The sequence below is a fragment of the Pseudarthrobacter sp. MOO13 genome (genome assembly GCF_058267655.1).
Genome location: NZ_CM177848.1, coordinates 932,599 through 956,963 on the forward strand (window position 1 = coordinate 932,599; position 24,365 = coordinate 956,963).

The following is a 24,365-nucleotide window of genomic DNA, read 5'->3' on the forward strand; positions in this document are numbered from 1 at the left end:
AGAACCGCGGTTTCGGCAAGCCCAACCACCAGCACAGAAAGAACCCCAATGACCACCACCGCATCAGACATCACCTACCGGCTCGAGCAGAAGCGCAACGTCCAGGCCGACTTCCCGGGCCCCAAGTCCGTGGCATTGACCGAGCGCCGCAAGTCCGTGGTGGCTGCCGGCGTCGCCTCCAGCGTCCCGGTCTACGTTGCAGACGCCGACGGCGGCATCATCCATGACGTCGACGGCAACTCCTTCATCGACCTCGGTTCCGGCATCGCCGTGACCAGCGTGGGTGCCTCCGACCCCGCCGTCGTCGGTGCCGTCAAGGAAGCGGTGGAGCACTTCACCCACACCTGCTTCATGGTCACCCCGTACGAAGGCTACGTCGCGGTCGCCGAGCAGCTGAACCGCCTCACCCCGGGTGACCACGAAAAGCGCACCGTCCTCTTCAACTCCGGCGCCGAGGCCGTGGAGAACGCCGTCAAGGTGGCCCGGCTGGCAACCGGCCGGGACGCCGTCGTCGCCTTCGACCACGCCTACCACGGCCGCACCAACCTGACCATGGCGCTGACCGCCAAGGCCATGCCGTACAAGACCAACTTCGGCCCGTTCGCCCCTGAGGTCTACCGCATGCCCATGAGCTACCCGTACCGCGAGGAGAACCCCTCCATCACCGGTGCCGAGGCAGCAAAGCGCGCCATCACCATGATCGAAAAGCAGATCGGCGGGGACCAGGTTGCCGCGATCATCATCGAACCCATCCAGGGCGAGGGCGGCTTCATCGTCCCGGCCGAGGGCTTCCTGCCGGCGCTGGCCGCCTGGGCCAAGGACAAGGGCATCGTCTTCATCGCGGACGAAGTCCAGTCCGGTTTCTGCCGCACCGGTGAATGGTTCGCCGTGAACCACGAGGGCGTCGTCCCGGACATCATCACCATGGCCAAGGGCATCGCCGGCGGCATGCCGCTGTCCGCCATCACCGGCCGCGCCGACCTCCTCGACGCCGTCCACCCCGGCGGCCTGGGCGGCACCTACGGCGGCAACCCCGTGGCGTGCGCCGCGGCGCTGGCGTCCATCGGGTCCATGGAGGAATACGACCTCAACGGCCGTGCCCGCCACATCGAGGAACTCGCACTGGGCCGGCTCCGCGACCTGCAGTCCGACCTGGCTGCTGCCGGAACCGCCGTCATCGGCGACGTCCGTGGCCGCGGTGCCATGCTCGCCGTCGAGCTCGTCCAGGCCGGTTCCACGGAACCCAACCCAGAGCTGACCAAGGCCGTGGCCGCCGCCTGCCTCAAGGAAGGCGTCATCATCCTCACCTGTGGCACCTACGGAAACGTCATCCGCCTGCTGCCCCCGCTGGTCATCACCGACGAGCTGCTCAACGACGGGCTGGATGTCCTGGCCGCGGCGATCAAGGCCAACGCCTAACCGGAACGACTCCCTCCGGCAACGCAAAGAAGGTGGGCTCCCCATTGGGGAGCCCACCTTCTTTGTGCCCGGGCAGCCTTTTCAGGCTGCGGCGCGGAGCGCGGCTCTTCGGACCAGCGAGTTCCGTCGTGCCGTCCGCAGCATGTCCACCGTGAGGAGCAGCAGGGCCAGCCACACCACTCCAAACCCGATCCAACGCTCCACGGTCATGGCCTCCCGGAAGACCAGCAGGGCCACCAGGAACTGCAGCACCGGCGCGAAGTATTGCAGCAACCCGATGGTGGTCATCGGCAGCCGCCGGGCGGAGGCGCCGAAGAAGAGCAGCGGCACCGCGGTGATGACGCCGGAGGCCAGCAGCAGCCAGAAATGCCCGGCCCCCTGCGTGGTCAGCGTGGCGGTGCCGCCGGCGGCCAGGACAACCATCGCCACGCCGGCCAGCGGGGCCAGGACCATGGTTTCCACGCTGAGGCTGGTAATGGCGTCCACCCTGGAGCCCACCCGGTTCTTGACGAACCCGTACAGTCCGAAGCTGAATGCCAGTGTCAGGGCGATCCAGGGAAGCTTTCCGTACGAGTACGTCAGCACGCCCACGGCGATGAAGCCGACGCCGACGGCGGCCCACTGGAGCGGCCGGAGGCGTTCCTTCAGCACGAACACGCCCAGCAATACGGAAACGAGCGGGTTGATGAAGTAGCCCAGCGAGGTTTCCACTGCCTGCCCGGTGGTCACGCCGTAGGTGTAGGTCAACCAGTTGATCGCGATCAGGAACGCCGCCAACGCGAGCGGAGCGAACACCCGCCGGTCCCTCACCGCGGCCGCAAGCACGGTCCAGGTCCGGGTCACCGTGATCAGGAGGGCGCAGAACAACAGCGACCACACCACGCGGTTGGCCACGATTTCGACGGCGCCGGCTGGCATGAGGATGAAGAAGTACAGGGGGAGCAGCCCCCACAAAACGTACGCGCCGATGCCGAAGAGCATGCCCGCCGTCGTGTCCTTTGCAACGGCCTTGGGGCCCGTGGTGGCCGCGGGCTTCTGCCCTGGGGCCGGGGACGTGGTGAGTGGGGCGGCGTGGGACGTTCGTTCTGGAATGGGCACGATGTCCATAACAGCAGTCCCGGGACAGGTATTCCAGCCCGAACACGGGCAAACCGCAAAACAATCAGTAGGCTTTCTTTTATGACATCCGCTAACCGGCCATCCGGCGCCCGATGAGACTCCGACGCAGCAACGCCTCCGGCCGCGGCTACCGCAGGGTGGCTGCAGGAACAGGCTTCAGTTACCGGGACCTTGACGGTTCCACCCTGCCGCCCGGACCCGTGCGGGACCGGCTGGAAAGCATCGGCATTCCCCCTGCGTGGACCGACGTCTGGATCGCCCCGTTCGAGAACGGCCACATCCAGGCCACCGGCCTGGACGCAGTGGGGCGGCGCCAGTACATCTACCATCCTGAGTGGCGCGAGCGGAAGGACCGGGTGAAGTTCGACCGGTCCCTGCAGCTGGCCGAATCGCTGCCCGTGGCCCGGCGCCGGGTCACCATGGACCTGCGAAGCGAGGGTTTCAGCCGTGAACGCGTCCTGGCGGCAGCCTTCCGGATGCTTGACAGCGGATCCCTGCGGGTCGGCTCCGAGCGCTACACCAACGAAAACGGCAGCCGCGGCCTGGCCACGCTGCTGTGTGCCCACGTCCGGGTGCGCAAAGACAGGATCCTGCTGAGCTTTCCGGCCAAGAGCGGCAAGGACTGGGAATCGGAAATCCGCGATCCCGACCTCGCCGACCTTTTGCGCCTGCTTAAGCGGCGCGGGTCCAACGCGCGGCTCCTCGCCTACAAGGAGGGCCGCACCTGGCGGCCCGTGACCAGCGCGGACATCAACGCCTACGTCAAGGAGCGGACCGGGTCCGACTTCACGGCCAAGGACTTCCGGACCTTGCGGGGAACGGCTGCCGCAGCGGCCAGCCTGGCACGCACCGGCGCCTTGCGCACGGCCGCCAAGCGGAAGCGCGCCATCAGCCGGGCCATGGTCGAGGCCGCGGAGACCCTGGGAAACACCCCCTCGATCGCGCGCAAGAGCTACGTGGACCCCCGCGTGGTGGACCACTACCACGACGGTGAAACCATAGATCCGAAGCGGCTGGACTCCGCCGAAGCCGAACTCCGGGCACTCCTGTACCGGGAAGGCCGGGTGGTGCCCCTGGCCGCCAACTAGAATGGGGCCTTGTGCGTTGCACCATGCAGCACATGAATCATGAGCAGGACCAGTTCAGAAGGGCTCCCGGTGACCAATCACAGCGAATCCGCCGCCAACCGTCCGCTCCGCGTCGCCATTGTCGGCGCCGGACCGGCAGGAGTCTACGCTGCGGACATCCTCACCAAGTCCAGCGGCGTCAAGGACGGCGACTTCCAGGTCAGCATCGACCTCTTCGAGGCTTACCCGGCACCGTACGGGCTGATCCGGTACGGCGTGGCCCCGGACCATCCCCGGATCAAAGGCATCGTCAACGCCCTGCACAAGGTCCTGGACCGCGGCGACATCCGTTTCCTGGGCAACGTGAGCTACGGCCGCGACCTGACCCTGCACGATTTCCGCGCCTTCTACGACGCCGTGATCTTTTCCACCGGCGCGGTCAAGGACGCGGACCTGGACATCCCGGGCATCGACCTCCAGGGTTCCTTTGGCGGAGCGGACTTCGTGTCCTGGTACGACGGGCACCCGGACGTTCCGCGCGAATGGCCCCTGGACGCGAAGGAGATCGCGGTCATCGGCAACGGCAATGTGGCCCTGGACGTGGCCCGCATGCTGGTCAAGCACCCGGAAGAACTGCTCAGTACCGAAATCCCGGACAACGTCTACCAGGGCCTGAAGTCATCTCCCGTCACTGATGTCCACGTCTTTGGCCGCCGCGGGCCGGCCCAGGTCAAGTTCACCCCGCTGGAGTTGCGGGAGCTCAGCCACATGGACGACGTCGACATCGTGCTCTACCCGGAGGATTTCGAATTCGACGACGCCTCGGACGAGGCCATCCGCAGCAACAACCAGATCAAGACCATGGTGAACACCCTTACCAACTGGCTGGTGGAAGAGCACGCCGAAGCCGAGAACCCGTCCTCCCGCCGGCTGCACCTGCACTTCCTGCACAGCCCGGTTGAAGTGCTCGACGACGGCACGGGCAAGGTGGGCGGCATCAAGTTCGAGCGGATGCAGCTGGACGGGACCGGAAACGCCAAGGGCACGGGGGAGTATGTCGAATACCCCGTCCAGGCCGTCTACCGCGCCATCGGCTACCACGGCTCAGCGCTTGACGAACTGGAGTATGACGCCAAGCGCGGGGTCATTCCGAACGAGGGCGGCCGCGTCCTGGACGCCGAGGGCAAGCCAGTCCCCGGAATCTACGCCACCGGCTGGATCAAGCGCGGCCCCGTCGGCCTGATCGGGCACACCAAGGGCGATGCCCTGGAGACCATCGGGTTCCTGCTGGAGGACCGGTTGAACCTCCCGGCGGCCCGCAACCCGGATCCGCAGGCCATCATCGACCTCCTGGAGGAGCGCGGCGTCGAGTACACCACGTGGGAGGGCTGGAACAAGCTCGACGCCCACGAGGCCGGCCTCGGCGCTGCCTGGACCGGCCCCGAAGGGCTGGACCACGTGGTGCGCGAACGCATCAAGGTGGTCCCGCGCGAGGAAATGATCCGCATCTCCCGCGGCTGAGCCTCCGGCCGGCGGGGTTAGAATAGCCGCCACACCCCTGCGCTTTCCGGGAGTTCGATGACGAACCTGATCCAGCCTGAACCGCGCCAGCGTGCCGCGCTGGCCGGACACGAGCGCCTGGACCATGCGTTCGCTGACGCCACCCCTGAAATACCCGGTTTGCGCGCCCTGATCCGCGAATCCTGGCTGCGGTCCGCCCGTTTCAAAGCGAACCCGGACAACGCCGCCGCGCCCCTGGCGTTCGACTGGGATGAACTGGAGGACTACCGCCGCCGGCACCCCTTGGCCGCGATCATGCCGGTCATCAACAAACTGCTGGTGCAACCCAGCCACGACAGCGGGCTCCTGGTGGCCGTCGGGGACGAAGTGGGCAGGCTCCTCTGGGTGGACGGCGATCCCGCGCTCCAGCGCCGGGCTGAAGGCATGATGTTCGTCGCCGGCGCCAACTGGTCCGAAGCGAGCGTGGGCACCAGCGCACCCGGAACGGCACTCGCCCTGGGCAGGGGAATCCAGATCTCCGGCGCAGAGCACTACCAGCGCGCCGTCCACCCCTGGAGCTGCACCGCCGTTCCGTTCCACGACCCCGACTCGGGAGCTGTCCTCGGCGTCGTGGACATCACCGGGACGGCTACCGCGGTGGCGCCGCACACCTTGTCGCTGGTCGAAGCAACGGTAGCGGCCGCGCAGGCGCAGCTGCGGGTGGAGCGCCTGCAGCACGCGGCAGAACTGGCAAGGAAACCCGTCCGACGCCGGAGCCCGGCTGCGGCGGCCGGGCAGGGCCGCGGTGCCACGGGAGGCAGCCTCTACCGGAACAGCCTGCAGCTGCTGGGCCGCGACCAGGCACTCCTCAGCCTCGGAGGAAAGACGGTTGCCCTGTCCGCCCGGCACAGCGAAATCCTTGCCCTGCTGTGCATGCATCCGGACGGGCTCACCGCCGAGGAACTCAGTTCTTTGCTGTACCCGGGGGAGGGCTCCACCATGACGCTCCGGGCCGAGATGGTGCGCCTGCGAAAGGTGATCCAGCAGCTCAGCCCCGAGGCCGTCCCCGGCTCGCGTCCCTACCGGCTTCCGGCGGACATCGTGGCCGATACCGGCCAGGTCCTCAGCTGCCTGCAGCGCGGAGCCCACCGGATTGCGCTGGAGATCTACCGGGGCGCGGTGCTTCCCCGCTCCGAGGCCCCCGGTGTCGTGGACCTCAGGAACAAGGTGTCGTCCCTGCTCCGTGAGGCGGTCCTGACGGACGGCAGCGCCGAGTCCCTGCTCAAGTTCGCCGCGCTTCCCGAGGCAGCTGACGACGTCGGCATCCGCCGTGCCGCACTCCGCCTCCTGCCGCCGCGCTCACCCAAGCGGGCCGCCGTCGTCGCTGATCTTGAACGGCTCGAAGCCGAGCTCCGCGCCTGAAACCCGGCCACCCGATGGTTGCGATCGTCGAAACCGGGTTCGGCAACCTCAACCCCCGTTGCAACCTGGCTGCAACCTCCCGGCTCCTACGCTGTAGGCATCGGCGGGCCCCCAGCGGGCCGGCCTCCTGCACAGCAAAGGAGCTAAGCAATGACCGTTTACGCACAGCCAGGAGCCGACGGTTCGAAGGTCACCTTCAAGGACCGGTACGAGAACTGGATTGGTGGCGAATGGGTTGCCCCGGTGAAGGGCCAGTACTTCGAAAACATCACCCCGGTCACGGGCAAGGCCTTCTGCGAGGTGGCCCGCGGCACCGCCGAAGACATCGAGCTGGCGCTGGACGCGGCCCACAAGGCGGCACCATCCTGGGGCAAGACCTCCGTGGCAGAACGGGCCGCCATCCTGAACAAGATCGCGGACCGCATCGACGAAAACCTCGAAATGCTCGCCGTCGCCGAAACCTGGGACAACGGCAAGCCGGTTCGCGAAACCCTCAACGCAGACCTTCCGCTGGCCTCGGACCACTTCCGGTACTTCGCCTCGGCCGTCCGGGCCCAGGAAGGCAGCCTGTCCCAGCTGGATGACAACACCACCGCCTACCACTTCCACGAACCGCTCGGCGTGGTGGGCCAGATCATCCCCTGGAACTTCCCCATCCTGATGGCCGTCTGGAAGCTGGCCCCCGCGCTCGCGGCCGGCAACACCGTGGTGCTCAAGCCCGCCGAGCAGACACCGAGCTCCATCCTGGTCCTGATGGAACTCATCGGCGACCTCCTGCCCGCGGGCGTGATCAACGTGGTCAACGGCTTCGGCGTGGAGGCCGGCAAGCCGCTGGCTTCCAGCTCCCGGATCCGCAAGATCGCGTTCACCGGCGAAACCACCACCGGGCGGCTCATCAGCCAGTACGCCAGCCAGAACCTGATCCCCGTCACCCTGGAACTGGGCGGCAAGAGCCCCAACATCTTCTTCAACGACGTCGCCCAGGAGAACGACGCCTTCTACGACAAGGCGCAGGAGGGCTTCGCCCTGTTCGCCTTCAACCAAGGCGAGGTCTGCACCTGCCCGTCCCGCGCCCTGGTGCAGGAAGACATCTACGAGTCCTTCATGGCCGATGCCGTGGCGCGGGTGGAGAAGATGATCCAGGGCAACCCGCTGGACACCGAAACCCAGGTAGGCGCCCAAGCCTCCAACGACCAGCTGGAGAAGATCCTCTCCTACATCGACATCGGAAAGCAGGAAGGCGCCAAGATCCTCACCGGCGGTGCCCGTGCCGAACTGCCGGGCGACCTGGCAGGCGGCTTCTACGTCCAGCCCACCGTGTTCGAGGGGCACAACAGGATGCGGATCTTCCAGGAGGAGATCTTCGGGCCCGTCGTGGCCGTGACAAGGTTCAGCGACTACAACGACGCCATGGGCATCGCCAACGACACCCTCTACGGCCTGGGCGCCGGCGTATGGTCCCGCAACGGCAACGTGGCCTACCGCGCCGGCCGGGAAATCCAGGCCGGACGCGTCTGGGTCAACAACTACCACGCCTATCCGGCCGGTGCCGCCTTCGGCGGGTACAAGTCCTCCGGCATCGGCCGCGAAAACCACGCCATGATGCTGGACCACTACCAGCAGACCAAGAACCTGCTGGTCAGCTACGACGAGAACAAGCTGGGCTTCTTCTAGGCCCAGCCGCACCACCTCCACTACAACGACGCAAGGATTTCGCCAATGACGACGACAATGCAAGCAGCAGTAGTAACCGAATTCGGCACCGAACTGTCCGTCCAGGACATCGACGTTCCGGTGCCCGGGCCAGGGCAGGCACTGGTCAAGGTGCTCACCACCGGCGTCTGCCACACGGACCTGCACGCCGCGGAGGGCGACTGGCCGGTGAAGCCCACTCCGCCGTTCGTTCCCGGCCATGAAGGTGTGGGCGAAGTGGTGGCCCTGGGCGAGGGCGTCACCGACCTCGCCCTTGGCGACCTCGTGGGCAACGCCTGGCTCTGGTCCGCCTGCGGCGACTGCCAGTATTGCCGCACCGGCTGGGAAACCCTCTGCGAGTCGCAACAAAACGGCGGCTACAGCGTGGACGGCTCTTTCGGGGAGTACATGCTCGTGGACTCGCGCTTCGCGGCCCGCATACCGGCGGGATCCGACCCCGTCGAGGTGGCGCCGGTGCTCTGTGCCGGCGTCACCGTTTATAAAGGCCTGAAGATGACCGAGGCGACGCCGGGCCAATGGGTCACCATCTCCGGCATCGGTGGCCTGGGCCATATCGCCGTCCAATACGCAGTGGCCATGGGCCTGCGTGTCGCCGCGGTGGATATCGCCGATGACAAACTCGCCTTGGCCAAGACCCACGGCGCCGAAGTGACGGTCAACGCCTTGCATGAAGACCCGGCGGAAGTGATCCAACGGGAAACAGGAGGCTGCCATGGAGTTCTGGTTACTGCGGTGCACCCGTCAGCGTTCGGGCAGGCGATCGGGATGGCCCGCCGCGGTGGCACCATCGTGTTCAACGGTCTGCCGCCTGGGGACTTTCCGGCGCCGATTTTCGACATTGTGCTCAAGGGGTTGACGGTCCGCGGCTCGATCGTCGGCACCCGGCAGGACCTGGCGGAAGCCCTGGATTTCTACGCCCGGGGGAAGATCCACCCCACGGTCTCCGTGCGGGAGCTTTCCGAGGTCAACGCCGTGTTCGACGAGATGAAGCACGCCAAGATCGACGGCCGCGTGGTGCTGAAGTTCTGATGCCTATCCATGGGCTTGAGGCCGCCGTGACGCTGCCCGGGGAAGACTTCTCCCGGGTGGCGCTCACGCCCGCGGCCGTGGACCTCCTGCGGATGCTCTGGGAGCGGCACGGTCCGCTCATGTTCCACCAGTCGGGCGGCTGCTGTGACGGGTCCTCGCCAATGTGCTACCCGGCAGGGGATTTCATCACCGGGGATTCGGACGTCCTGCTGGGGCTGTTCGACCTGTCGGACGGAGTGCAGCCCCTGCCCCTGGAGTTCTGGATGTCCCGGGAACAGTTCAATTACTGGAGCCACACGCATCTGACCGTCGACGTTGTTCCGGGCCGGGGAAGCGGCTTTTCCGTGGAGGCGCCCGAGGGCAAACGCTTCCTGATCCGCTCAACCCTGATGGACTGGCCCGTCTAGGAAGTTCGGCCAAGATGCTCCGGGCTCTCCATCAGGAGGGCCCCGGATGCGTTGGCGGAATATAGTTCGAGGTTTTGGCCGTCTCACTATTCGGGACAATTGGGACCGTCCAGTGGATGGACACTATCGTTGATAGGTCTGTTTCCATCACATACCAGGATTGTGACCCCCAATGAATCTTCTGCGGACAAAATCCATCGAGCAATCGATCGCTGACGCCGATGAACCCGGACGCAAGCTCAAGCGCTCCCTCAGCACCTGGGACCTCATGATCATGGGCGTCGCCGTTGCAGTGGGCGCCGGCATCTTTTCCGTTGGCGCCAAGGCTGCCGCGAACTTCGCCGGCCCCGCCGTCACGCTGTCCTTCGCCATCGCCGCCGTCACCTGCGCGCTGGCCATCATGTGCTACGCCGAGTTCGCCACCGCCATCCCCGTGGCCGGTTCAGCCTATGTCTTCACGTATGCCACCATGGGCGAACTCCTCGCCTGGATCATCGGCTGGAACCTGATCCTGGAGTTGTTCACCGCCGCCGCCGTGATTGCCAAATACTGGGGCATCTACCTCAGCAAGGTTTTCGCGCTCACCGGGGTCGATATCCCGCCCGCCATCTCGCTGGGTGGCGTGGACCTCTACTGGGGCGCCTTCCTGATCGTGGCCATCTTCACGGTGCTGCTGGTCCTGGGCACCAAGCTCTCGGCCCGGGTTGGCAATATTTTCACCCTGATCAAGATCGGCGTGGTGCTCTTCGTGATCGTGGTGGGCTTCACCTACGTCAAGGTCGAAAACTACACGCCGTTCATTCCCGCGGCGGAGCCCACCGCCGGCGCCGGCGGCGCGGATGTGCTGAAGCAGTCCTTCTTCGGTTTCCTGACCGGTGCCGCCCCGGCCCAGTACGGCACCCTGGGCATCTTCGCCGGCGCCGCCCTGGTGTTCTTCGCCTTCATCGGGTTCGACGTGGTCGCCACGTCGGCCGAAGAAGTGAAGAACCCACAAAAGACCCTTCCCCGGGGCATTTTCGGCGGCCTGGCCCTGGTCACGCTGCTGTACATTCTGGTGTCACTGGCGCTGACCGGCATGGTGTCCTACACCCAGCTGGCCGAGGCCAAGAGCCCCACCCTCACCACCGCCTTCGAGGCGGTCGGCGACACGTCGGCCGCCAAGGTCATCGCCTTCGGATCCCTGGTGGGCCTGACCACCGTGATCATGGTGCTCCTCATGGGCCTGTCCCGCGTGGTGCTCGCCATGAGCCGCGATGGCCTGCTGCCCCGGGCCCTGTCCAAGACCAGCGAAAAGCGTTCGACGCCGGCGCGCCTCCAGATCATCTGCGGCGCCGCGGTAGCCCTTGTTGCGGGCCTTACCAACGTGGACCTGCTGGAGGAAATGATCAACATCGGTACGCTCTCCGCGTTCGTGGTGGTGAGCCTGGGAATACTGGTGCTCCGAAAGAAGCGCCCGGACCTGAAGCCGGCCTTCCGTGTCCCGTTCGGCAAGGTGCTGCCGGTTGTCTCCGCCGTCCTGTGCCTGTACCTCATGACCAACCTCGCCGTGGAGACCTGGATCTTCTTTGCCATCTGGCTGGTCATCGGCCTGGCCATCTACTTTGCCTACGGCCAGCGCCACTCGCGGCTCAACGAGCGCTTCGCTGAAGCCAACGCGGCCGTCAACAGCCGTACCGGCACCGCAGAGGCAGCTGATGCGTCAGATGACGAGGACGAGCTGTCCCGGACCTGAGGTCCCTTCACCCGCAAGAACTGCCCGCCCGGCCCCTGCCGGGCGGGCAGCGGCGTTTCCGGCTCCTAGGATGGAGGTATGGCACGTCCCTCCCGTTCAGAACGCAAAACTGAACTGCTCGCTGCCATCCTTGACTACCTGATGGACAAGACCCTGGCCGAGCTGAGCTTCCGGAGCCTCGCCGAGGGCCTGGGGATGAGCTCCTACACGCTGGTGTACCACTTCGGCAGCCGGGAACAATTGATCAACGACATCGTGGTGTCCATCGAGTCGCGCCTGGACCGGATGCGCAATACCGATGTCCGCGATATTGACCGGGACGCGTGGCGGGCATTCCTGCTCGACTCGTGGCAGTGGACCATGGCCCAGCGGAACCGGCACCTGACCCGGCTCGAATTCGAGGCCACGGCGCAGGACATTGTGGCTGCGACGCCCCGGGGCACCGCGCAGGAGCATTTCCGCCTGCTGCACCACAAGACCCGCGACTGGCTGATGGTCCAGGGCATTCCCGAAGAGTACGCGGACACCGATGCCAGGCTCTTTACGTCCACCTTCTACGGCCTGCAGTTCGATTTCGTGGTGATGAACCAGCCCGATGCCGCCACCAAGGCCTTCGAACTCATGTTGGCCGTGTTCTTCAACAACCTCGAGACGCGCCTCGAAGCCGCAGCACAGCACCCGGCAGCACAGCATCCGGCAGCACAGCACCCCGCAGCACCATAGGCCGGAGGGTATCAGGGGGCTGCGTAGCGGCCCACCCACTCCACAAGCGGACGGAGTTTCCGCCACCGTTCCGCGATCTCCGTCTTGGCGTCCGGTGTGGAAACCCACTCCGGCTGGCCTACCTCGACCCCGGCGGACAGCGATTTGTGCTTGAGCAGCTCGGCGCGGGGGTGGTCTTTGGCGAAACCCCGCGGGACGGTCTTAAGTTTCTCGCCCTCGACGGCAAACCCTGCCCCGGCCACGGCATCCACGATGTCCTGCAGCGCGGACCCGCTGGCGGAAGCGTCGGCGGCCGATCGGAACCGGGCCAGCTGGGCAGGGGTGTGGGAATGGTAGCCGCCGCCGATCAACAGTCCGTCCGCATTGATCTGGAGATAGAAACCGACGCCTTCCTGGCGTGCGGCGAATGCTCCCTGGGCGGTTTTGTACGGCGACTTGTCCAGTGAAAAGCGGATGTCCCGGTTGGGACGGAACAGCTTGGCGGGGCCAAACTCGGGCTCCAGCTCGGAGAGAAGGGCGGTGAGCGGCTGTTTCACCGCCTGCTCATACGTCGCCTTGTGTTCCTGCCACCAGTCGCGGTTGTTGTTCTCTTCCAGCTGCGCGTAGAAGCCAAAAGCCTCGGGTGGAATGCCTGCGAAAGTGCTCATGTAGGGAGCCTAGGACTGCCTGCCGCAACCGGCCAGATCCGGTGGGCGTATGTGCAAAAACACCTGCCGGACAGCAGAACACCCCGTTCCCGGCAGTCCGGGAACGGGGTGTTCTGTGGCCCGCGGGCCTGAAGGCGGTACTAGCCGACCTTGTTGGCGGACTCTGCGGCCGACGTCGGAGCGGAGGGGGCATCCCCTGCGCCGAGGTTGGCGCGCAGCTTGGCGCCGAGTTCGGCGTCGACGTTGGTCCAGTACTGGATGGCCCGTTCCTTGATGTCGGCGCTCTTGACGCCGCCCACTGCACCGGAGATGGTCTCCAGGAACCGGGCCTTGGCGGCCTCGTCGTAGACCTCGCGGTACAGCGCACCGGCCTGCACGAAGTCGCTGTCCTCCGCGTGGAGGGAGTGCGCGGCAAGGGTCAGCTCGCCGTCGTTCTCCCAGCCGCCGGCCGGGTTCTGCGGCTCAACCGCAGCGGGGCCGCCCACGGAGTTCGGTGCATAGACCGGAACCGACGGGGCGTTGAACAGGTAGCGTCCGGCGCCGTCCTGGCTGTAGTTGTTGACCTGGTTCTTGGGCTGGTTCACCGGGATCTGGGCGTGGTTGGTGCCCACGCGGTAGCGGTGCGCATCGGCGTAGGAGAAGATGCGGGCCTGCAGCATCTTGTCCGGCGAGGCGGCAATGCCGGGGACGAAGTTCGACGGCGCAAAGGTGGCCTGCTCGATCTGCGCGAAGTAGTTCTCCGGATTGCGGTTCAGTTCCATGGTGCCAACCTTGATCAGCGGGTAGTCGCCGTGCGGCCACACCTTGGTCAGGTCGAAGGGGTTGAACCTGTAGGTCTTGGCGTCCTCGTACGGCATCACCTGGACGTGCAGGTCCCAGGAGGGGAAGTTGCCGGCGGCGATGTTCTCGGACAGGTCGCGGATGTAGAAGTCTGCGTCGGAACCGGCCAGCTGCTCAGCCTGCTCGCTGGTCATGGAGTTCACGCCCTGGTTGGACTTGAAGTGGTACTTGACCCAGAAGCGCTCGCCTGCGGCGTTGATCCACTGGTAGGTGTGCGAGCCGTAGCCCTGCATTTCGCGCCACGAGGCAGGCAGGCCGCGATCACCCATGAGCCAGGTGACCTGGTGTGCGGACTCGGGGGACAGGGTCCAGAAGTCCCACTGCATGTCGGCGTCGCGCAGGTGCGTGCCCGGGAGGCGCTTCTGCGAGTGGATGAAGTCCGGGAACTTGATGCCGTCGCGGATGAAGAAGACGGGGGTGTTGTTGCCCACGAGGTCGTAGTTGCCCTCGGTGGTGTAGAACTTCACGGCAAATCCGCGGGGATCGCGCCAGGTGTCCGGTGAACCGTTCTCGCCGGCGACGGAGGAGAAGCGGATCAGCATCTCGGTCTCGGCGCCCGGCTGCAGGAACGCGGCCTTGGTGTACTTGGAGATGTCCTCAGTGGCCTTGAACGTGCCGAATGCGCCGCCGCCCTTGGCGTGCACTACGCGCTCCGGAACCCGTTCGCGGTTGAACTGGGCAAGCTTTTCGATGAGGTAGTGGTCGGTCAGGATGATGGCACCGTCGGCACCAACTGACTTCGAGTGAGCGTCGGACGTAACCGGCGCACCTGACTGGGTTGTGGAAACGGCAGTCATTGTTCTCCTATTTCTCTTTTTCTTGCGAGGGACTATGGGGAGGAAGTTGCTGGGCCCGCTGGCAGTCCTGGCAGATGCCCTGGTACATGACGTCCGCGATCTGGATGGTCATGGGCTTGGCGTCAGGGTTCCAGTGGGGCGTGAGGCACGGGGCATGGCCGACGGCGCAGTCCACGTCCTCCACCCGCCCGCAGCTGATGCAGATGGCGTGGTGGTGGTTGTCGCCCACGCGTGTCTCGTACAGCGCGGGGGAGTGCGGGGGCTCGAAGCGGCGCAGCATGTGCAGGTCCGTCAGGTCGCCCAGGACCACGTAGACAGACTGGGCCGTCAGCTCGGGCAGTTCGGCCCGGGCGGCGGCCAGGATGCTTTCGGCAGGTGAATGCGGGTGGCGTTCGACGGCGGCCAGCACAGCGAGCCGCTGCTTGGTCACCCTGCGGCCGTGGGCGCGCAGGGCCGCAGCCCAAGCGTCCTGGCCGTCAAAGTGCTCCGTCATGGCTCCATTCAAACACTTATTTTGAATTTATCGCAATAAGGCGCGGCTAACCTCCCGCCAATTCCTGGTGAACGGCAGGCGGTCCAGGTGACATTAGGGTTGCAGGGTGGGGAAACTGCTTGCTGACATGACGCCGCTCAAGGAGAGCCCCGCATTCCGCCGGCTCTGGCTCGGCTCGGCGGTATCCGCCGTGGGCAGCCAACTCACCCTGGTGGCCGTAAGCCTCGAGGTGTACCGGCTCACCCAGGACAGCTTTTATGTTGGCCTGCTGGGCGTCTTTGCGCTGGTTCCGCTGGTGGTGGGCGGGCTCATGGGCGGCTCCATTGCGGACGCGCACGACCGCCGGCGCATCGCCCTGCTGGCCACTGCGGTGCTCTGGTTGACCACCGGCCTCATTGCCCTGCAGGCCTGGGTGCAGCTGGGCAACGTGTGGGTGCTGTACCTGCTGGTGGCACTGCAGAGCGGGGCGCAGGCCATCAACCAGCCGGCCCGCAGCGCCATCATCCCCATGCTCATCCGCAAGGAACTCCTGCCTGCCGCCAACGCCCTGAGCATGCTCTCCCTGGGCCTTGCCATGACCGCCGGGCCCCTGCTGGCCGGCCTCCTCGTCGCGTGGCTGGGCTTCGGCTGGACGTACACCATCGATTTCGTGAGCTTCGCGTTTGTGCTGTGGGCTGTGTACCGGTTGCCGCCCATGGCGCCCACCGGGGGCCGGCGCAAGGCGGGGATCCGCTCCGTGGTGGAGGGATTCCGGTTCCTTGGCACCCGGCCCAACCTCCGCATGACGTTCATCATCGACCTCATCGCCATGATCCTTGCCCAGCCGCGGGCGCTGCTGCCCGCCGTTGCCGCCGTGATGATCGGCGGCGGAGAGGCAACCGTGGGCATCCTGCTGGCATGCACCGCCGTCGGCGCCTTTCTTGCCGGGCTGTTCTCCGGCCCGCTGGGCAGCGTGCGCCGCCAGGGGACCGCCGTCGTGGTTTCCGTCATGGGCTGGGGCGCATCCATCGGGGCCTTCGGGCTGGTGGTTCTGCTGGCCGGCCGGGCGCCGGGCGGCGGCGCCACCCTGTGGTTGGTGCCGGCTGCCGTCTGCTGCGCCCTGGCCGGCATCGCGGACTCCATCAGCAGCGTCTTCCGCAACACCATTCTCCAGGCGGCCGCCCCGGACCACCTGCGCGGGCGGCTTCAAGGGGTCTTCATCGTGGTGGTGGCCGGCGGACCGCGGATCGGCGACCTGCTGGCCGGCGGCGCGACTAGGATTTTGAATGAGGGCTGGGTCCTGCTGCTCGGCGGTCTGTTGTGCATCGCGGGCGCCTGGCTGGCGGCTCAGCTGCGGCCGGGAATCCGCCGGTATGACGCCCGGAACCCGGTACCTTAGCGGACCGTTCCCTTAGTGAGGAGGAAACGTGCACAATCATCACAACGGCTTGAAGACGGCGGCCCTGTTCGGCGTCCTGTGGGCGGTGCTGCTGGGTCTTGGTGGCCTGATCGGCGTGGGGACACGCAGCTCGGCCCCCATCTGGATCATGGCCCTGATCGGCGTCGGTACCACCTTCTACGGGTACTGGAACAGCGACAAGATCGCCATTCGGTCCATGCAGGCTTTTCCGGTCACCGAAGCGCAGGCCCCGCAGCTTTACCAGATTGTCCGGGAGCTCTCGGCCCGCGCCAACCAGCCCATGCCGCGCATCTACGTCTCGCCCACCATGAACCCCAACGCGTTCGCCACCGGACGCAACCCGCGCACCGCGGCCGTCTGCTGCACCGAGGGCATCCTTCAGCTCCTGGATGCCCGCGAGCTCCGGGGTGTGCTGGGGCACGAACTCATGCACGTGTACAACCGCGACATCCTCACCTCCTCGGTGGCTGCCGCGGTCGCCGGCGTCATCACCTCGGTGGGGCAGATGCTCCTGTTCTTCGGCGGGGGAGACCGGCGGAACGCCAACCCGCTGGCCATGATCGCCATGGCTTTGCTGGCGCCCTTCGCGGCGTCACTGATCCAGATGGCCATCTCCCGAACCAGGGAATACGACGCCGACGAGGACGGTTCGCAGCTGACCGGCGATCCGCTGGCGCTTGCCTCAGCCCTGGCCAAGATTGAGCGCGGCGTCAGCATTGCTCCGCTGCCGCAGGACCAGCGCCTGGTCAACGCCTCGCACCTGATGATCGCCAACCCGTTCCGTGGGGGCGCCATGAACAAGCTGTTCGCCACCCACCCGCCTATGCGGGACCGGATCGCCCGGCTCGAGCGGATGGCCGGCCGTCAGCTGTAGCCGCTCCCTGCACGCATGTGCGCGCAGGGAACGCCTGCGGCGGCAGCCTAGCTGCGGAAGTTCACGAACTGCAGATCGGCTTCCTCGAAGTCCTTCAGGAGTGCCATGGTGGCCTGGAGGTCGTCACGGGACTTGGAGGAGACGCGCAGCTCATCGCCCTGGATCTGCGACTTGACCGACTTGGGGGCTTCGTCGCGGATCAGCTTGTTGATCTTCTTGGCCAGGTCCTGGGCGATGCCCTCCTTGATGGAGGCTTCCAGGCGGAATTCCTTGCCGGAGGCGTAGGGCTCGCCGGTGTCCAGTGACTTCAGAGAGATGCCCCGGCGGATCAGCTTGGACTGCAGCACGTCCAGGACGGCCAGGACGCGCTCCTCCGAGTTGGCCTTCATGAGGATCTTCTCGCCGCTGAAGTCCACCTCCGCGCCGACGCCCTTGAAGTCGTAGCGCTGCGTGAGTTCCTTCTGGGCCTGGTTGAGGGCGTTGGCCACTTCCTGCTTGTCCACTTTGCTTACGACGTCGAACGTTGACTCGCCTGCCATGACTCTCCTTTTGCTGATGGGAACCCTGCGCGTAACAGGGCCGGGATCGCTGGCATCAAGCCTAATACGGATGCCCCACCCGGGGGTGGCGATGAATTCACAGTTCCCTCTCAGCGGACGCACCGCGGGAACGAAGGCGCCTTGGCGAGAGTTGGAGCAGTTGTAAATGCTCGAAGGGAACACCATGCACCGCAAAGCCGCCCGTTACGTTACCCGGACCACCTCAGCAGCAGCCGGGGCGGTGGCAACGGCAGCAACCTCGGTGGCCGCTGCGGCGGTGGCGGCCTCGATCGTTTTGAGCCCGGTGGCGGACGCGTCCTCGCGGCTGGACGGCGTGCGGGCCGACCTTCAGCGGGCGGTGCAGTTGAACCAGATCACCGCAGAGCAGGCGCTCAGTTTCGAAGCCAAGCTCGCAGGGCGCATCCTGGGTGAAGCCTGACCGGGGGCGTCTTTTCCCGTCATTCCAGGGGATTATGGGTGCTGCAGGGCCCGATTCGATTCTTCGCCGGAAGTTCTGTAAAGTTGTCTTGCCCGCGGTTACTGGAAGCGGAACGGACCGGAAACGGACGCTCCGAACACTGCATCGGCGGGTACTTCTTTGAAGTTCGGCAGATTACCCGAGCGGCCAAAGGGGGCTGACTGTAAATCAGCTGGCAACGCCTACGGGGGTTCGAATCCCTCATCTGCCACCCTTGGAAAAGCCTCCGGAACCTTCAGGTTCCGGAGGCTTTTTCGTGTCTCCGGGCAGGTCCGGAGGACGCCCGGAAGCGGCGCCGGACCGTCGTCGACACCCTCCAACGGCCGGGCCGCCAATGAAGGACGCCGAACTCACCCTCCGGCGAAGCGTCATGGCCTTGTCCGCGGATCCTGCCGGTTAAGGTTCGGACCCGCGGACAAGCTTCTGAAATCCCGGTTCAGCGCCGTGGTTTACGTGCAGTCAGTTCAACGCGATCAGGAGCATCGTGCTGGTGCCCGGGATGCAGGTTTGCAGGATGGCCCGCGGGAACCCGCCGAAGACAGCAATCACGTCGTTGGTGGTTCCGGGGTTGGGGACGGTGCCGCGGCCGGTCACGGTGTAGGTGCCGTAGCCGGGGATGCTGAGGGTCTCACCCACCCCTATTCCGGAGAACCGCGCCCAGCCGCCGCAGAAGTCGTGCTCTGTGATGAACAGCGAGTACCCGTCGTTCGGGGTGAAGTGGATGGGGCCGATGCATGCGTCCACCATTGACTGGCCGCCCGACCCTGCCACATAGATGGTGCGGACAGCGGGTGCTGCCGGTGCCGGTGCCGGTGCCGGCGCAGGTGCAGGAGCCGCGGCGGGGGCCGGGGCTGCTGCCGGGGCAGGCGCGGCGGCTGGAGCCGGTGCCGGGGCGGCCACCGCTATGGCAGGGCCGGTCAGCAGCAGTGTTTGGCCCGGGTAGATGATGCTGTACGCGCCCAGGCCGTTGGCAGCGAGCATGGCATCCATGTCCACGCCGTGGCTGGCAGCAATCCCGCCCACCGTGTCGCCAGAGACCACGGTGTAGACGTTGGGGTCACCCGCCGGTTCGGGAGCTGGAGCCGGCGCTGGAGCCGGTGCGGGTGCTGGAGCCGGTTCGGGGGCTGCTGCCGGTGCCGGGGCTGCGTCCGCAGCTGGCGCGGCCACAGGCGCGGCCGCAGCGGCCGGAGTATCGGGTGCGTTCTCTCCGGAGGAGTCTGCTGCCTCGCCGGAGTCAACGTCGGGAGCCGGCGACGGAACGGCGGCCGCCGCCACCTGGACCGCCGCCGCAGGTGTGCCTCCGCTGAGGGACGCAGGCGGCGCAGCCATGGCACCGATGCCCATCGCGGCCACAACGGCCGCCGTGGCCATGCCGGCCCATAACTTGTTGCTGATGACCGGACGTCCGGTGGTGAGGTCCGTCCGGGGTTCGTCGGTGACAAAGCTTCTGCTGGTGCCGTCGGAAGGGGGGAGAGGCTGGTTCATGGGGGGCCCATCTGGGTTCGGTCCCGCCAGGACATGCGGTGCATGCCCACGGTCAAGGACGGATCGCGATGCCGTTGCACCGCCGGCCCCGGCGGGTGCCGAGGCCGCGTGCGGCGCAAGATGGAGGCATCCGCATACCCAGAAAATGCGGAGCTCCGCGTGATGGCAGGAACGTCCGGAAGCAACCCGGTGCACCTGCCGGTGCGTGGTGGTCCTAGGAATCCCGAGTCTAGGAATCCGGCCACCGAGCGGGCACCAGTAGGAATTACCCGAGTTTTCGGCACCGGTACTCGTCCCCGGCAGCGCCCCTACTCAGGCCGGGAGCGTGCGGTACTTGCTGCTACGGCGCCCGGCGGTCCCGCAGTTCCGCGATTTCCCGGCGCAGCAGGGCGATCTCAGCCACCAGTTCCGCCACTTCCACCCGCATGGGTTCTTCAACGGCTTCGGCAACCGATTCCGCTGTGTCCTCCACCCGCTGGACCAGCCACGATGCGATGGAGGCCGTTACCACGCCCAGCACGGCAATCCCGCTCATCATCAGCGCGGTCGCCACCAGCCGGCCAATGGGCGTGACCGGATACATGTCCCCGTAGCCAACCGTGGTGATGGTGGACGTGGCCCACCACAGGGCGTCGCCGAACGTGAGGATCTTGGCGTCCGGCGCCCACTGTTCCACGTCCAGGACTGCCAGCGCGCCCACGAAGACCAGCAGGGCGGCGGAACCGGCCACATAGGTGACCACCCGGCCGCGCAGCGTTTCGCCCACTGTCCGGTGCAGGACTGACAACAGGGTCACCAGCCGCAGCAGGCGCAGCGGCCGGAAGAACGGCAGCGCCACGATGACCAGCTCGTGGAGGTTGCGGATGAACCACTGCCGGCGGTTCTCCGCCAGCCACAGGTTCGCCGCGTAGTCCAGCACGAACACGCACCACGTCACCCACATGACCATTTCCAGCCAGTCCGCGCCGCTGCCCTCAAGCCGGCCGATGACCTGCCACGCGTAGGCTGCCAGGAACACCAGTGCCGTTGCCATCAGGGGCCACTCCGCCAGATCGCGGAAGCGTTGCTGCGTCATGCAGGAAATCCTACGGTGATGCCCCAGCCAACAGCAGGTGCCCAGCATGTTACCCGCGGGTAGCATTGGGGCATGCACCTGCTCCTGAGAACCATCCTCCTGCTGTTCCGTTCCGCCCGGCGCGCGCCCGTCTCCGTGTGGGAGTCCTCGTCGCTGCCACTTCGGGTCCTGCCCACGGACATCGACATCGCCATGCACGTGAACAACGGCATGTACCTCTCCCTCATGGACCTCGGCCGGTTCGACCTCATGGTGCGCAGCGGCGTCTGGAAGCGGATGCGCCGCCGTGGCTGGAGCCCGGTGGTTTCCGCGGAAACCATCGCCTTCCGCAAGTCGCTGCAGCTGTGGCAGGACTACACCATCGAGACCCGCGTCATCGGGCTGGACACCAAGGCGATCTTCTTCGAGCAGCGCATGGTGGCCGACGGCGAGATTTACGCACGTGCCTACATCGCCACCCGGCTGGTCACCAAAGGAGGCCCGGTCAGCCAGGAAGACATCATCGCGGAGTTTAGTGCCCCGCCGGCGGACCTGGTGCTGCCCGAATGGATCCACGAATGGCGCGCTACCAGCGCCCTCCCCGGCAGCCGCACCCCCGCCCCGCACCTGTGGGATGCCTACCGCTGAACCGTTGTGTCGTCGTCGTACGCCGGGTATTCCCGATGACGCGGGGAGCGAACACCCGCGACACGGACAGCCCCGGGCGCGTAGCGTAGTCGCATGGCTACCCTTGACATCACAGGTGAACAGTTCGCATCCACGATCGAAGGCAACGACATTGTCCTGGTGGATTTCTGGGCAGAATGGTGCGGCCCCTGCAAGCAGTTCGGCCCCACCTACGCCGCCGTTTCCGAGAAGCACCCTGACGTCGTGTTCACCAAGGTGGACACCGAAGCAGAGCAGCAGCTGGCGGCGGAGGCAGGCATCACCTCCATCCCCACGCTGATGGCCTTCCGTGAAAAGGTGCTGGTGTTCTCGCAGCCCGGCGCCCTGAACGCCCAGCAGCTGGAGCAGGTGGTGGACGCGGTTAAGGCCTTGGACATGGAGGAGGTCCACGCGCATGTGGCCCGCCAGCGGGAAGAAGCCGCTGCCGCGGCCGGGAAGCCCGCCGGCACCCAGGGCGGTCCACAGGACGGCACCCAGATTCCCGACTTCTAGACCCTCATTAACGCACACTGCGGGACCCCGTCCGGGGTCCCGCAGTGTGCGTTAATACGTCCCTAGACGCGTTCCACCTTGACCGGTTCGGCCAGCAGTGCGCTCAGCGATTCGTTCAGGTCCTGCACCGCGGTGCCCTTGGAGTGCTTGTCCAGCTCTTCCTGGGACGCCCACTGCTCGGTCAGCACCAGCTTCTCCTCCGTGGCTTCGGTCAGCTCGTAACGGATGCAGCCCGGTTCATTCACCACCTCATCAATTGCGATTTCCAGGGCAAGTTTGACGCGGAAGAACTCGCCGTCGTTGGGAATGAACGTTGCTATCAGGTCAATGGGTGCACTCATGGTTTTCACAATACCGGGCGCCGCCGGTCCGTCTCGTGCGTTGCGGCCGAGTCCGGCCCCGCCTTCCTTCTCCCGCCGGGATCCTGTTGGTAGCGTTCCACCATGCGTGCATATACAGCCGGGGACACTGACGTCCCGCTCCTGGAAGAAACCATTGGCGCGAATTTCGAGCGCGTCGCCGCGCACTTTCCGCTGCATGACGCGCTGATCGAGGCCGCGCCCGTGCCCGGCGCCGATGCCCGGCGCTGGAGCTACACCAAGATGAACGACGACGTCGACCGACTGGCGCGTGCGCTCCTCGCCCTGGGTGTCGCCAAGGGGGAGCGGGTGGGCATCTGGAGCCCCAACTGCGCCGAATGGACGCTCCTGCAGTACGCCACCGCCAAAGCCGGCGTGATCCTGGTCAACGTCAACCCCGCCTACCGCAGCCACGAACTCGAATTCGTCGTCAAGCAAAACGGCATGCGCATGCTGGTCACGGCGCCATCGGACAGCAACAGCGACTATGTCGGCATGGCTCGCCAGGCCCTGGCCGCGTGCCCGGACCTGAAGGAACTCGTCTTCCTGCCGGACCATGGCCTGGACGGGCTGTCGGCCGGCAGCCCCCAAGGCGGCGCGGAACTCACGTACGCTGAACTGCTCAAGCGGGCGGACGACGTCGGGCACGCTGCCTTGAAGGCCCGGATGGCTGAGCTCAGCCCGCATGATCCCATCAACCTGCAATACACCTCCGGTACCACGGGATTCCCCAAAGGCGCCACGCTGACCCACCACAACATCCTCAACAACGGCTACGCGATCGGCGAGTTGCTGGGGTACACCGAGCACGACCGGGTGGTCATCCCCGTGCCGTTCTATCACTGCTTCGGCATGGTGATCGGCAACCTGAACGCGCTCAGCCACGGGGCCGCCACCATCATCCCCGGGCGCGGTTTCTCGCCTGCCGCCGCACTCGAGGCCGTGCAGGACTTTGCCGGCACGTCGCTGTACGGGGTGCCCACCATGTTCATCGCCGAGCTGGCACTCCCGGACTTCGGCTCCTATGACCTTTCGACGCTCCGGACCGGGGTGATGGCCGGCTCGCTGTGCCCCATCGAGGTGATGAACCGGGTGATTTCCGAGATGAACATGGTGGATGTGGCCATCTGCTACGGCATGACCGAAACGTCCCCGGTTTCCACCATGACGCGCAAGGGCGACACGCTGCACCAGCGCACCGAGACCGTGGGCCGCACCATGCCGCAACTTGAAAGCAAGATCGTGGATCCTGCCACCGGTGAAGACCTTGAACGCGGGCAGATCGGAGAACTCTGCACCCGCGGTTACGCCGTCATGGCTGGATACTGGAACCAGCCGGACAAGACCGCCGAGGCCATCGACGCGGAAGGTTGGATGCACACCGGCGACCTGGCCCGCATGGACGACGACGGCTATGTGGTGGTGGAAGGCCGGATCAAGGACATGGTGATCCGCGGGGGCGAGAATATCTACCCGCGCGAGATTGAGGAGTTCCTGTATTCCCACCCGTCCATCCAGGACGTCCAGGTCATCGGGGTCCCGGATCCGAAATATGGCGAGGAACTGATGGCCTGCATCATCCTCAAACCCGGAGCGGAGCCACTGGACGCCGCGGCAGTGGCTGAGTTCTGCCGCGGCCGGCTGGCGCACTTCAAGATTCCCCGCTATGTGGAGGTCCGGGAGAACTTCCCCATGACGGTCTCCGGGAAGATCCGCAAAGTCCAGATGCGGGAGGAAGCGGTGGCGCGGCTGGGGCTCTGACTAGCCGGGCTGCTGCACCAGGTCGAATCGGACTTCGCCCTCGCAGATCGAGGTGATCCGGACGGTGTAGCCGTCAAAGGTGGCTTCCTGCCCGAGTGCCAATCCTGGAAAGTCCTTCGATGCCGGGCTGCTGACCTCGAACAAGGCTATCGACAGGTCCGCCGTCGGCGGGTCATTCTTCAGGTGTGTGCTGGACAGTCGCACGAGCGGTGTGGCATCCGGGCCCCGCGGGGAGTCCGGCAGAAGCGGAAAAGAGCCATTTGCAGACGGGATGATCCGGTAAGTTCCAGCGTGGGTGCAGCTTGCCGTTGACGTCATGGTTGGCTCCT

24 protein-coding genes and 1 tRNA gene are annotated in these 24,365 nt (G+C 66.1%); 16 read left to right on the top strand and 9 right to left on the bottom strand.

The window, feature by feature from the left end; translation table 11 throughout:
• Window positions 1-48: 48 nt before the first annotated feature.
• Window positions 49-1,419: a 4-aminobutyrate--2-oxoglutarate transaminase gene (gene gabT / locus AC4EEO_RS04375; protein ID WP_018760556.1), complete on the top strand. Its 1,371-nt coding sequence runs from the start codon at window positions 49-51 to the stop codon at window positions 1,417-1,419.
• An 81-nt stretch (window positions 1,420-1,500) separates the two neighbouring features.
• Here gabT and rarD read toward each other — a convergent pair whose 3' ends face one another.
• Window positions 1,501-2,526: an EamA family transporter RarD gene (gene rarD, locus AC4EEO_RS04380; RefSeq protein WP_018760555.1), complete on the bottom strand. Its 1,026-nt coding sequence runs from the start codon at window positions 2,524-2,526 to the stop codon at window positions 1,501-1,503.
• A 104-nt stretch (window positions 2,527-2,630) separates the two neighbouring features.
• Here rarD and AC4EEO_RS04385 point away from each other — a divergent pair, with 104 nt between their 5' ends.
• The 8 genes from AC4EEO_RS04385 to AC4EEO_RS04420 all read left to right on the top strand — a co-directional run bounded on the left by AC4EEO_RS04385 (window position 2,631) and on the right by AC4EEO_RS04420 (window position 12,131).
• Complete coding sequence (locus AC4EEO_RS04385) at window positions 2,631-3,626, top strand: DNA topoisomerase IB (protein ID WP_133830371.1); 996 nt, start codon at window positions 2,631-2,633, stop codon at window positions 3,624-3,626.
• Window positions 3,627-3,665: 39 nt separating this feature from the next.
• Window positions 3,666-5,126, top strand: a complete 1,461-nt coding sequence (locus AC4EEO_RS04390; RefSeq protein ID WP_491330349.1) for an FAD-dependent oxidoreductase — start codon at window positions 3,666-3,668, stop codon at window positions 5,124-5,126.
• A gap of 57 nt (window positions 5,127-5,183) precedes the next feature.
• Window positions 5,184-6,527, top strand: a complete 1,344-nt coding sequence (locus AC4EEO_RS04395; protein ID WP_491330348.1) for a helix-turn-helix domain-containing protein — start codon at window positions 5,184-5,186, stop codon at window positions 6,525-6,527.
• 150 nt (window positions 6,528-6,677) lie between these two features.
• Window positions 6,678-8,201: an acetaldehyde dehydrogenase ExaC gene (gene exaC, locus AC4EEO_RS04400; protein ID WP_491330347.1), complete on the top strand. Its 1,524-nt coding sequence runs from the start codon at window positions 6,678-6,680 to the stop codon at window positions 8,199-8,201.
• 45 nt (window positions 8,202-8,246) lie between these two features.
• Complete coding sequence (gene adhP, locus AC4EEO_RS04405) at window positions 8,247-9,269, top strand: alcohol dehydrogenase AdhP (RefSeq protein ID WP_491330346.1); 1,023 nt, start codon at window positions 8,247-8,249, stop codon at window positions 9,267-9,269.
• Window positions 9,269-9,676 (top strand): DUF779 domain-containing protein, encoded by a 408-nt coding sequence (locus tag AC4EEO_RS04410; protein ID WP_018760549.1) that lies wholly within the window; start codon window positions 9,269-9,271, stop codon window positions 9,674-9,676. Before adhP ends, AC4EEO_RS04410 begins: the two co-directional genes overlap by 1 nt.
• Before the next feature lie 172 nt (window positions 9,677-9,848).
• Window positions 9,849-11,408: an amino acid permease gene (locus AC4EEO_RS04415; protein ID WP_491339988.1), complete on the top strand. Its 1,560-nt coding sequence runs from the start codon at window positions 9,849-9,851 to the stop codon at window positions 11,406-11,408.
• Between the two features lie 78 nt (window positions 11,409-11,486).
• Entirely contained in the window at window positions 11,487-12,131 is a 645-nt protein-coding gene (locus tag AC4EEO_RS04420; protein WP_491330344.1) for a TetR/AcrR family transcriptional regulator, read from the top strand.
• An 11-nt stretch (window positions 12,132-12,142) separates the two neighbouring features.
• On the opposite strand, the gene AC4EEO_RS04425 is transcribed toward AC4EEO_RS04420, so the two are convergent.
• From AC4EEO_RS04425 to AC4EEO_RS04435, 3 genes are all read right to left on the bottom strand, one after another.
• Window positions 12,143-12,778 carry a DUF2461 domain-containing protein gene (locus tag AC4EEO_RS04425; RefSeq protein WP_491339989.1) on the bottom strand — a complete coding sequence of 212 codons (636 nt, stop codon included), beginning with the start codon at window positions 12,776-12,778 and terminating at the stop codon, window positions 12,143-12,145.
• A gap of 140 nt (window positions 12,779-12,918) precedes the next feature.
• Complete coding sequence (locus tag AC4EEO_RS04430) at window positions 12,919-14,415, bottom strand: catalase (protein WP_018760545.1); 1,497 nt, start codon at window positions 14,413-14,415, stop codon at window positions 12,919-12,921.
• 7 nt (window positions 14,416-14,422) lie between these two features.
• Window positions 14,423-14,908, bottom strand: a complete 486-nt coding sequence (locus tag AC4EEO_RS04435) for a Fur family transcriptional regulator (RefSeq protein ID WP_018760544.1) — start codon at window positions 14,906-14,908, stop codon at window positions 14,423-14,425.
• Window positions 14,909-15,014: 106 nt separating this feature from the next.
• Between AC4EEO_RS04435 and AC4EEO_RS04440 the strand changes: the two genes are divergently transcribed.
• A complete protein-coding gene (locus AC4EEO_RS04440; protein WP_491339990.1) occupies window positions 15,015-16,286 on the top strand; it encodes an MFS transporter in 1,272 nt (423 codons plus the stop codon).
• A gap of 28 nt (window positions 16,287-16,314) precedes the next feature.
• Window positions 16,315-17,181 (top strand): zinc metalloprotease HtpX, encoded by an 867-nt coding sequence (gene htpX / locus AC4EEO_RS04445; RefSeq protein ID WP_491339991.1) that lies wholly within the window; start codon window positions 16,315-16,317, stop codon window positions 17,179-17,181.
• A gap of 47 nt (window positions 17,182-17,228) precedes the next feature.
• Here the strand turns inward: htpX and AC4EEO_RS04450 are convergent, their stop codons facing one another.
• On the bottom strand, window positions 17,229-17,720 hold the full coding sequence (locus tag AC4EEO_RS04450) for a YajQ family cyclic di-GMP-binding protein (RefSeq protein ID WP_018760541.1): 492 nt from the start codon (window positions 17,718-17,720) through the stop codon (window positions 17,229-17,231).
• Window positions 17,721-17,904: 184 nt separating this feature from the next.
• Here AC4EEO_RS04450 and AC4EEO_RS04455 point away from each other — a divergent pair, with 184 nt between their 5' ends.
• On the top strand, window positions 17,905-18,159 hold the full coding sequence (locus tag AC4EEO_RS04455; protein ID WP_491340394.1) for a hypothetical protein: 255 nt from the start codon (window positions 17,905-17,907) through the stop codon (window positions 18,157-18,159).
• Window positions 18,160-18,327: 168 nt separating this feature from the next.
• Window positions 18,328-18,409, top strand: a tRNA-Tyr gene (locus tag AC4EEO_RS04460).
• Between the two features lie 248 nt (window positions 18,410-18,657).
• On the opposite strand, the gene AC4EEO_RS04465 is transcribed toward AC4EEO_RS04460, so the two are convergent.
• Both AC4EEO_RS04465 and AC4EEO_RS04470 read right to left on the bottom strand, forming a co-directional pair.
• On the bottom strand, window positions 18,658-19,683 hold the full coding sequence (locus AC4EEO_RS04465; protein ID WP_491339992.1) for a LysM peptidoglycan-binding domain-containing protein: 1,026 nt from the start codon (window positions 19,681-19,683) through the stop codon (window positions 18,658-18,660).
• A gap of 340 nt (window positions 19,684-20,023) precedes the next feature.
• Window positions 20,024-20,758 (bottom strand): potassium channel family protein, encoded by a 735-nt coding sequence (locus AC4EEO_RS04470; RefSeq protein ID WP_491339993.1) that lies wholly within the window; start codon window positions 20,756-20,758, stop codon window positions 20,024-20,026.
• Window positions 20,759-20,830: 72 nt separating this feature from the next.
• Between AC4EEO_RS04470 and AC4EEO_RS04475 the strand changes: the two genes are divergently transcribed.
• Together AC4EEO_RS04475 and trxA are read left to right on the top strand one after the other, a co-directional pair.
• Window positions 20,831-21,385, top strand: coding sequence for an acyl-CoA thioesterase (locus tag AC4EEO_RS04475; protein WP_491339994.1), 555 nt, complete (start codon window positions 20,831-20,833; stop codon window positions 21,383-21,385).
• A 93-nt stretch (window positions 21,386-21,478) separates the two neighbouring features.
• Window positions 21,479-21,916 (top strand): thioredoxin, encoded by a 438-nt coding sequence (gene trxA, locus AC4EEO_RS04480; protein ID WP_018760536.1) that lies wholly within the window; start codon window positions 21,479-21,481, stop codon window positions 21,914-21,916.
• A 62-nt stretch (window positions 21,917-21,978) separates the two neighbouring features.
• Here trxA and AC4EEO_RS04485 read toward each other — a convergent pair whose 3' ends face one another.
• A complete protein-coding gene (locus AC4EEO_RS04485) occupies window positions 21,979-22,257 on the bottom strand; it encodes a putative quinol monooxygenase (protein ID WP_018760535.1) in 279 nt (92 codons plus the stop codon).
• Window positions 22,258-22,359: 102 nt separating this feature from the next.
• Here AC4EEO_RS04485 and AC4EEO_RS04490 point away from each other — a divergent pair, with 102 nt between their 5' ends.
• Complete coding sequence (locus tag AC4EEO_RS04490; RefSeq protein ID WP_018760534.1) at window positions 22,360-24,036, top strand: AMP-binding protein; 1,677 nt, start codon at window positions 22,360-22,362, stop codon at window positions 24,034-24,036.
• Here AC4EEO_RS04490 and AC4EEO_RS04495 read toward each other — a convergent pair whose 3' ends face one another.
• Complete coding sequence (locus AC4EEO_RS04495) at window positions 24,037-24,240, bottom strand: hypothetical protein (protein WP_491339995.1); 204 nt, start codon at window positions 24,238-24,240, stop codon at window positions 24,037-24,039.
• Window positions 24,241-24,365 lie beyond the last annotated feature (125 nt).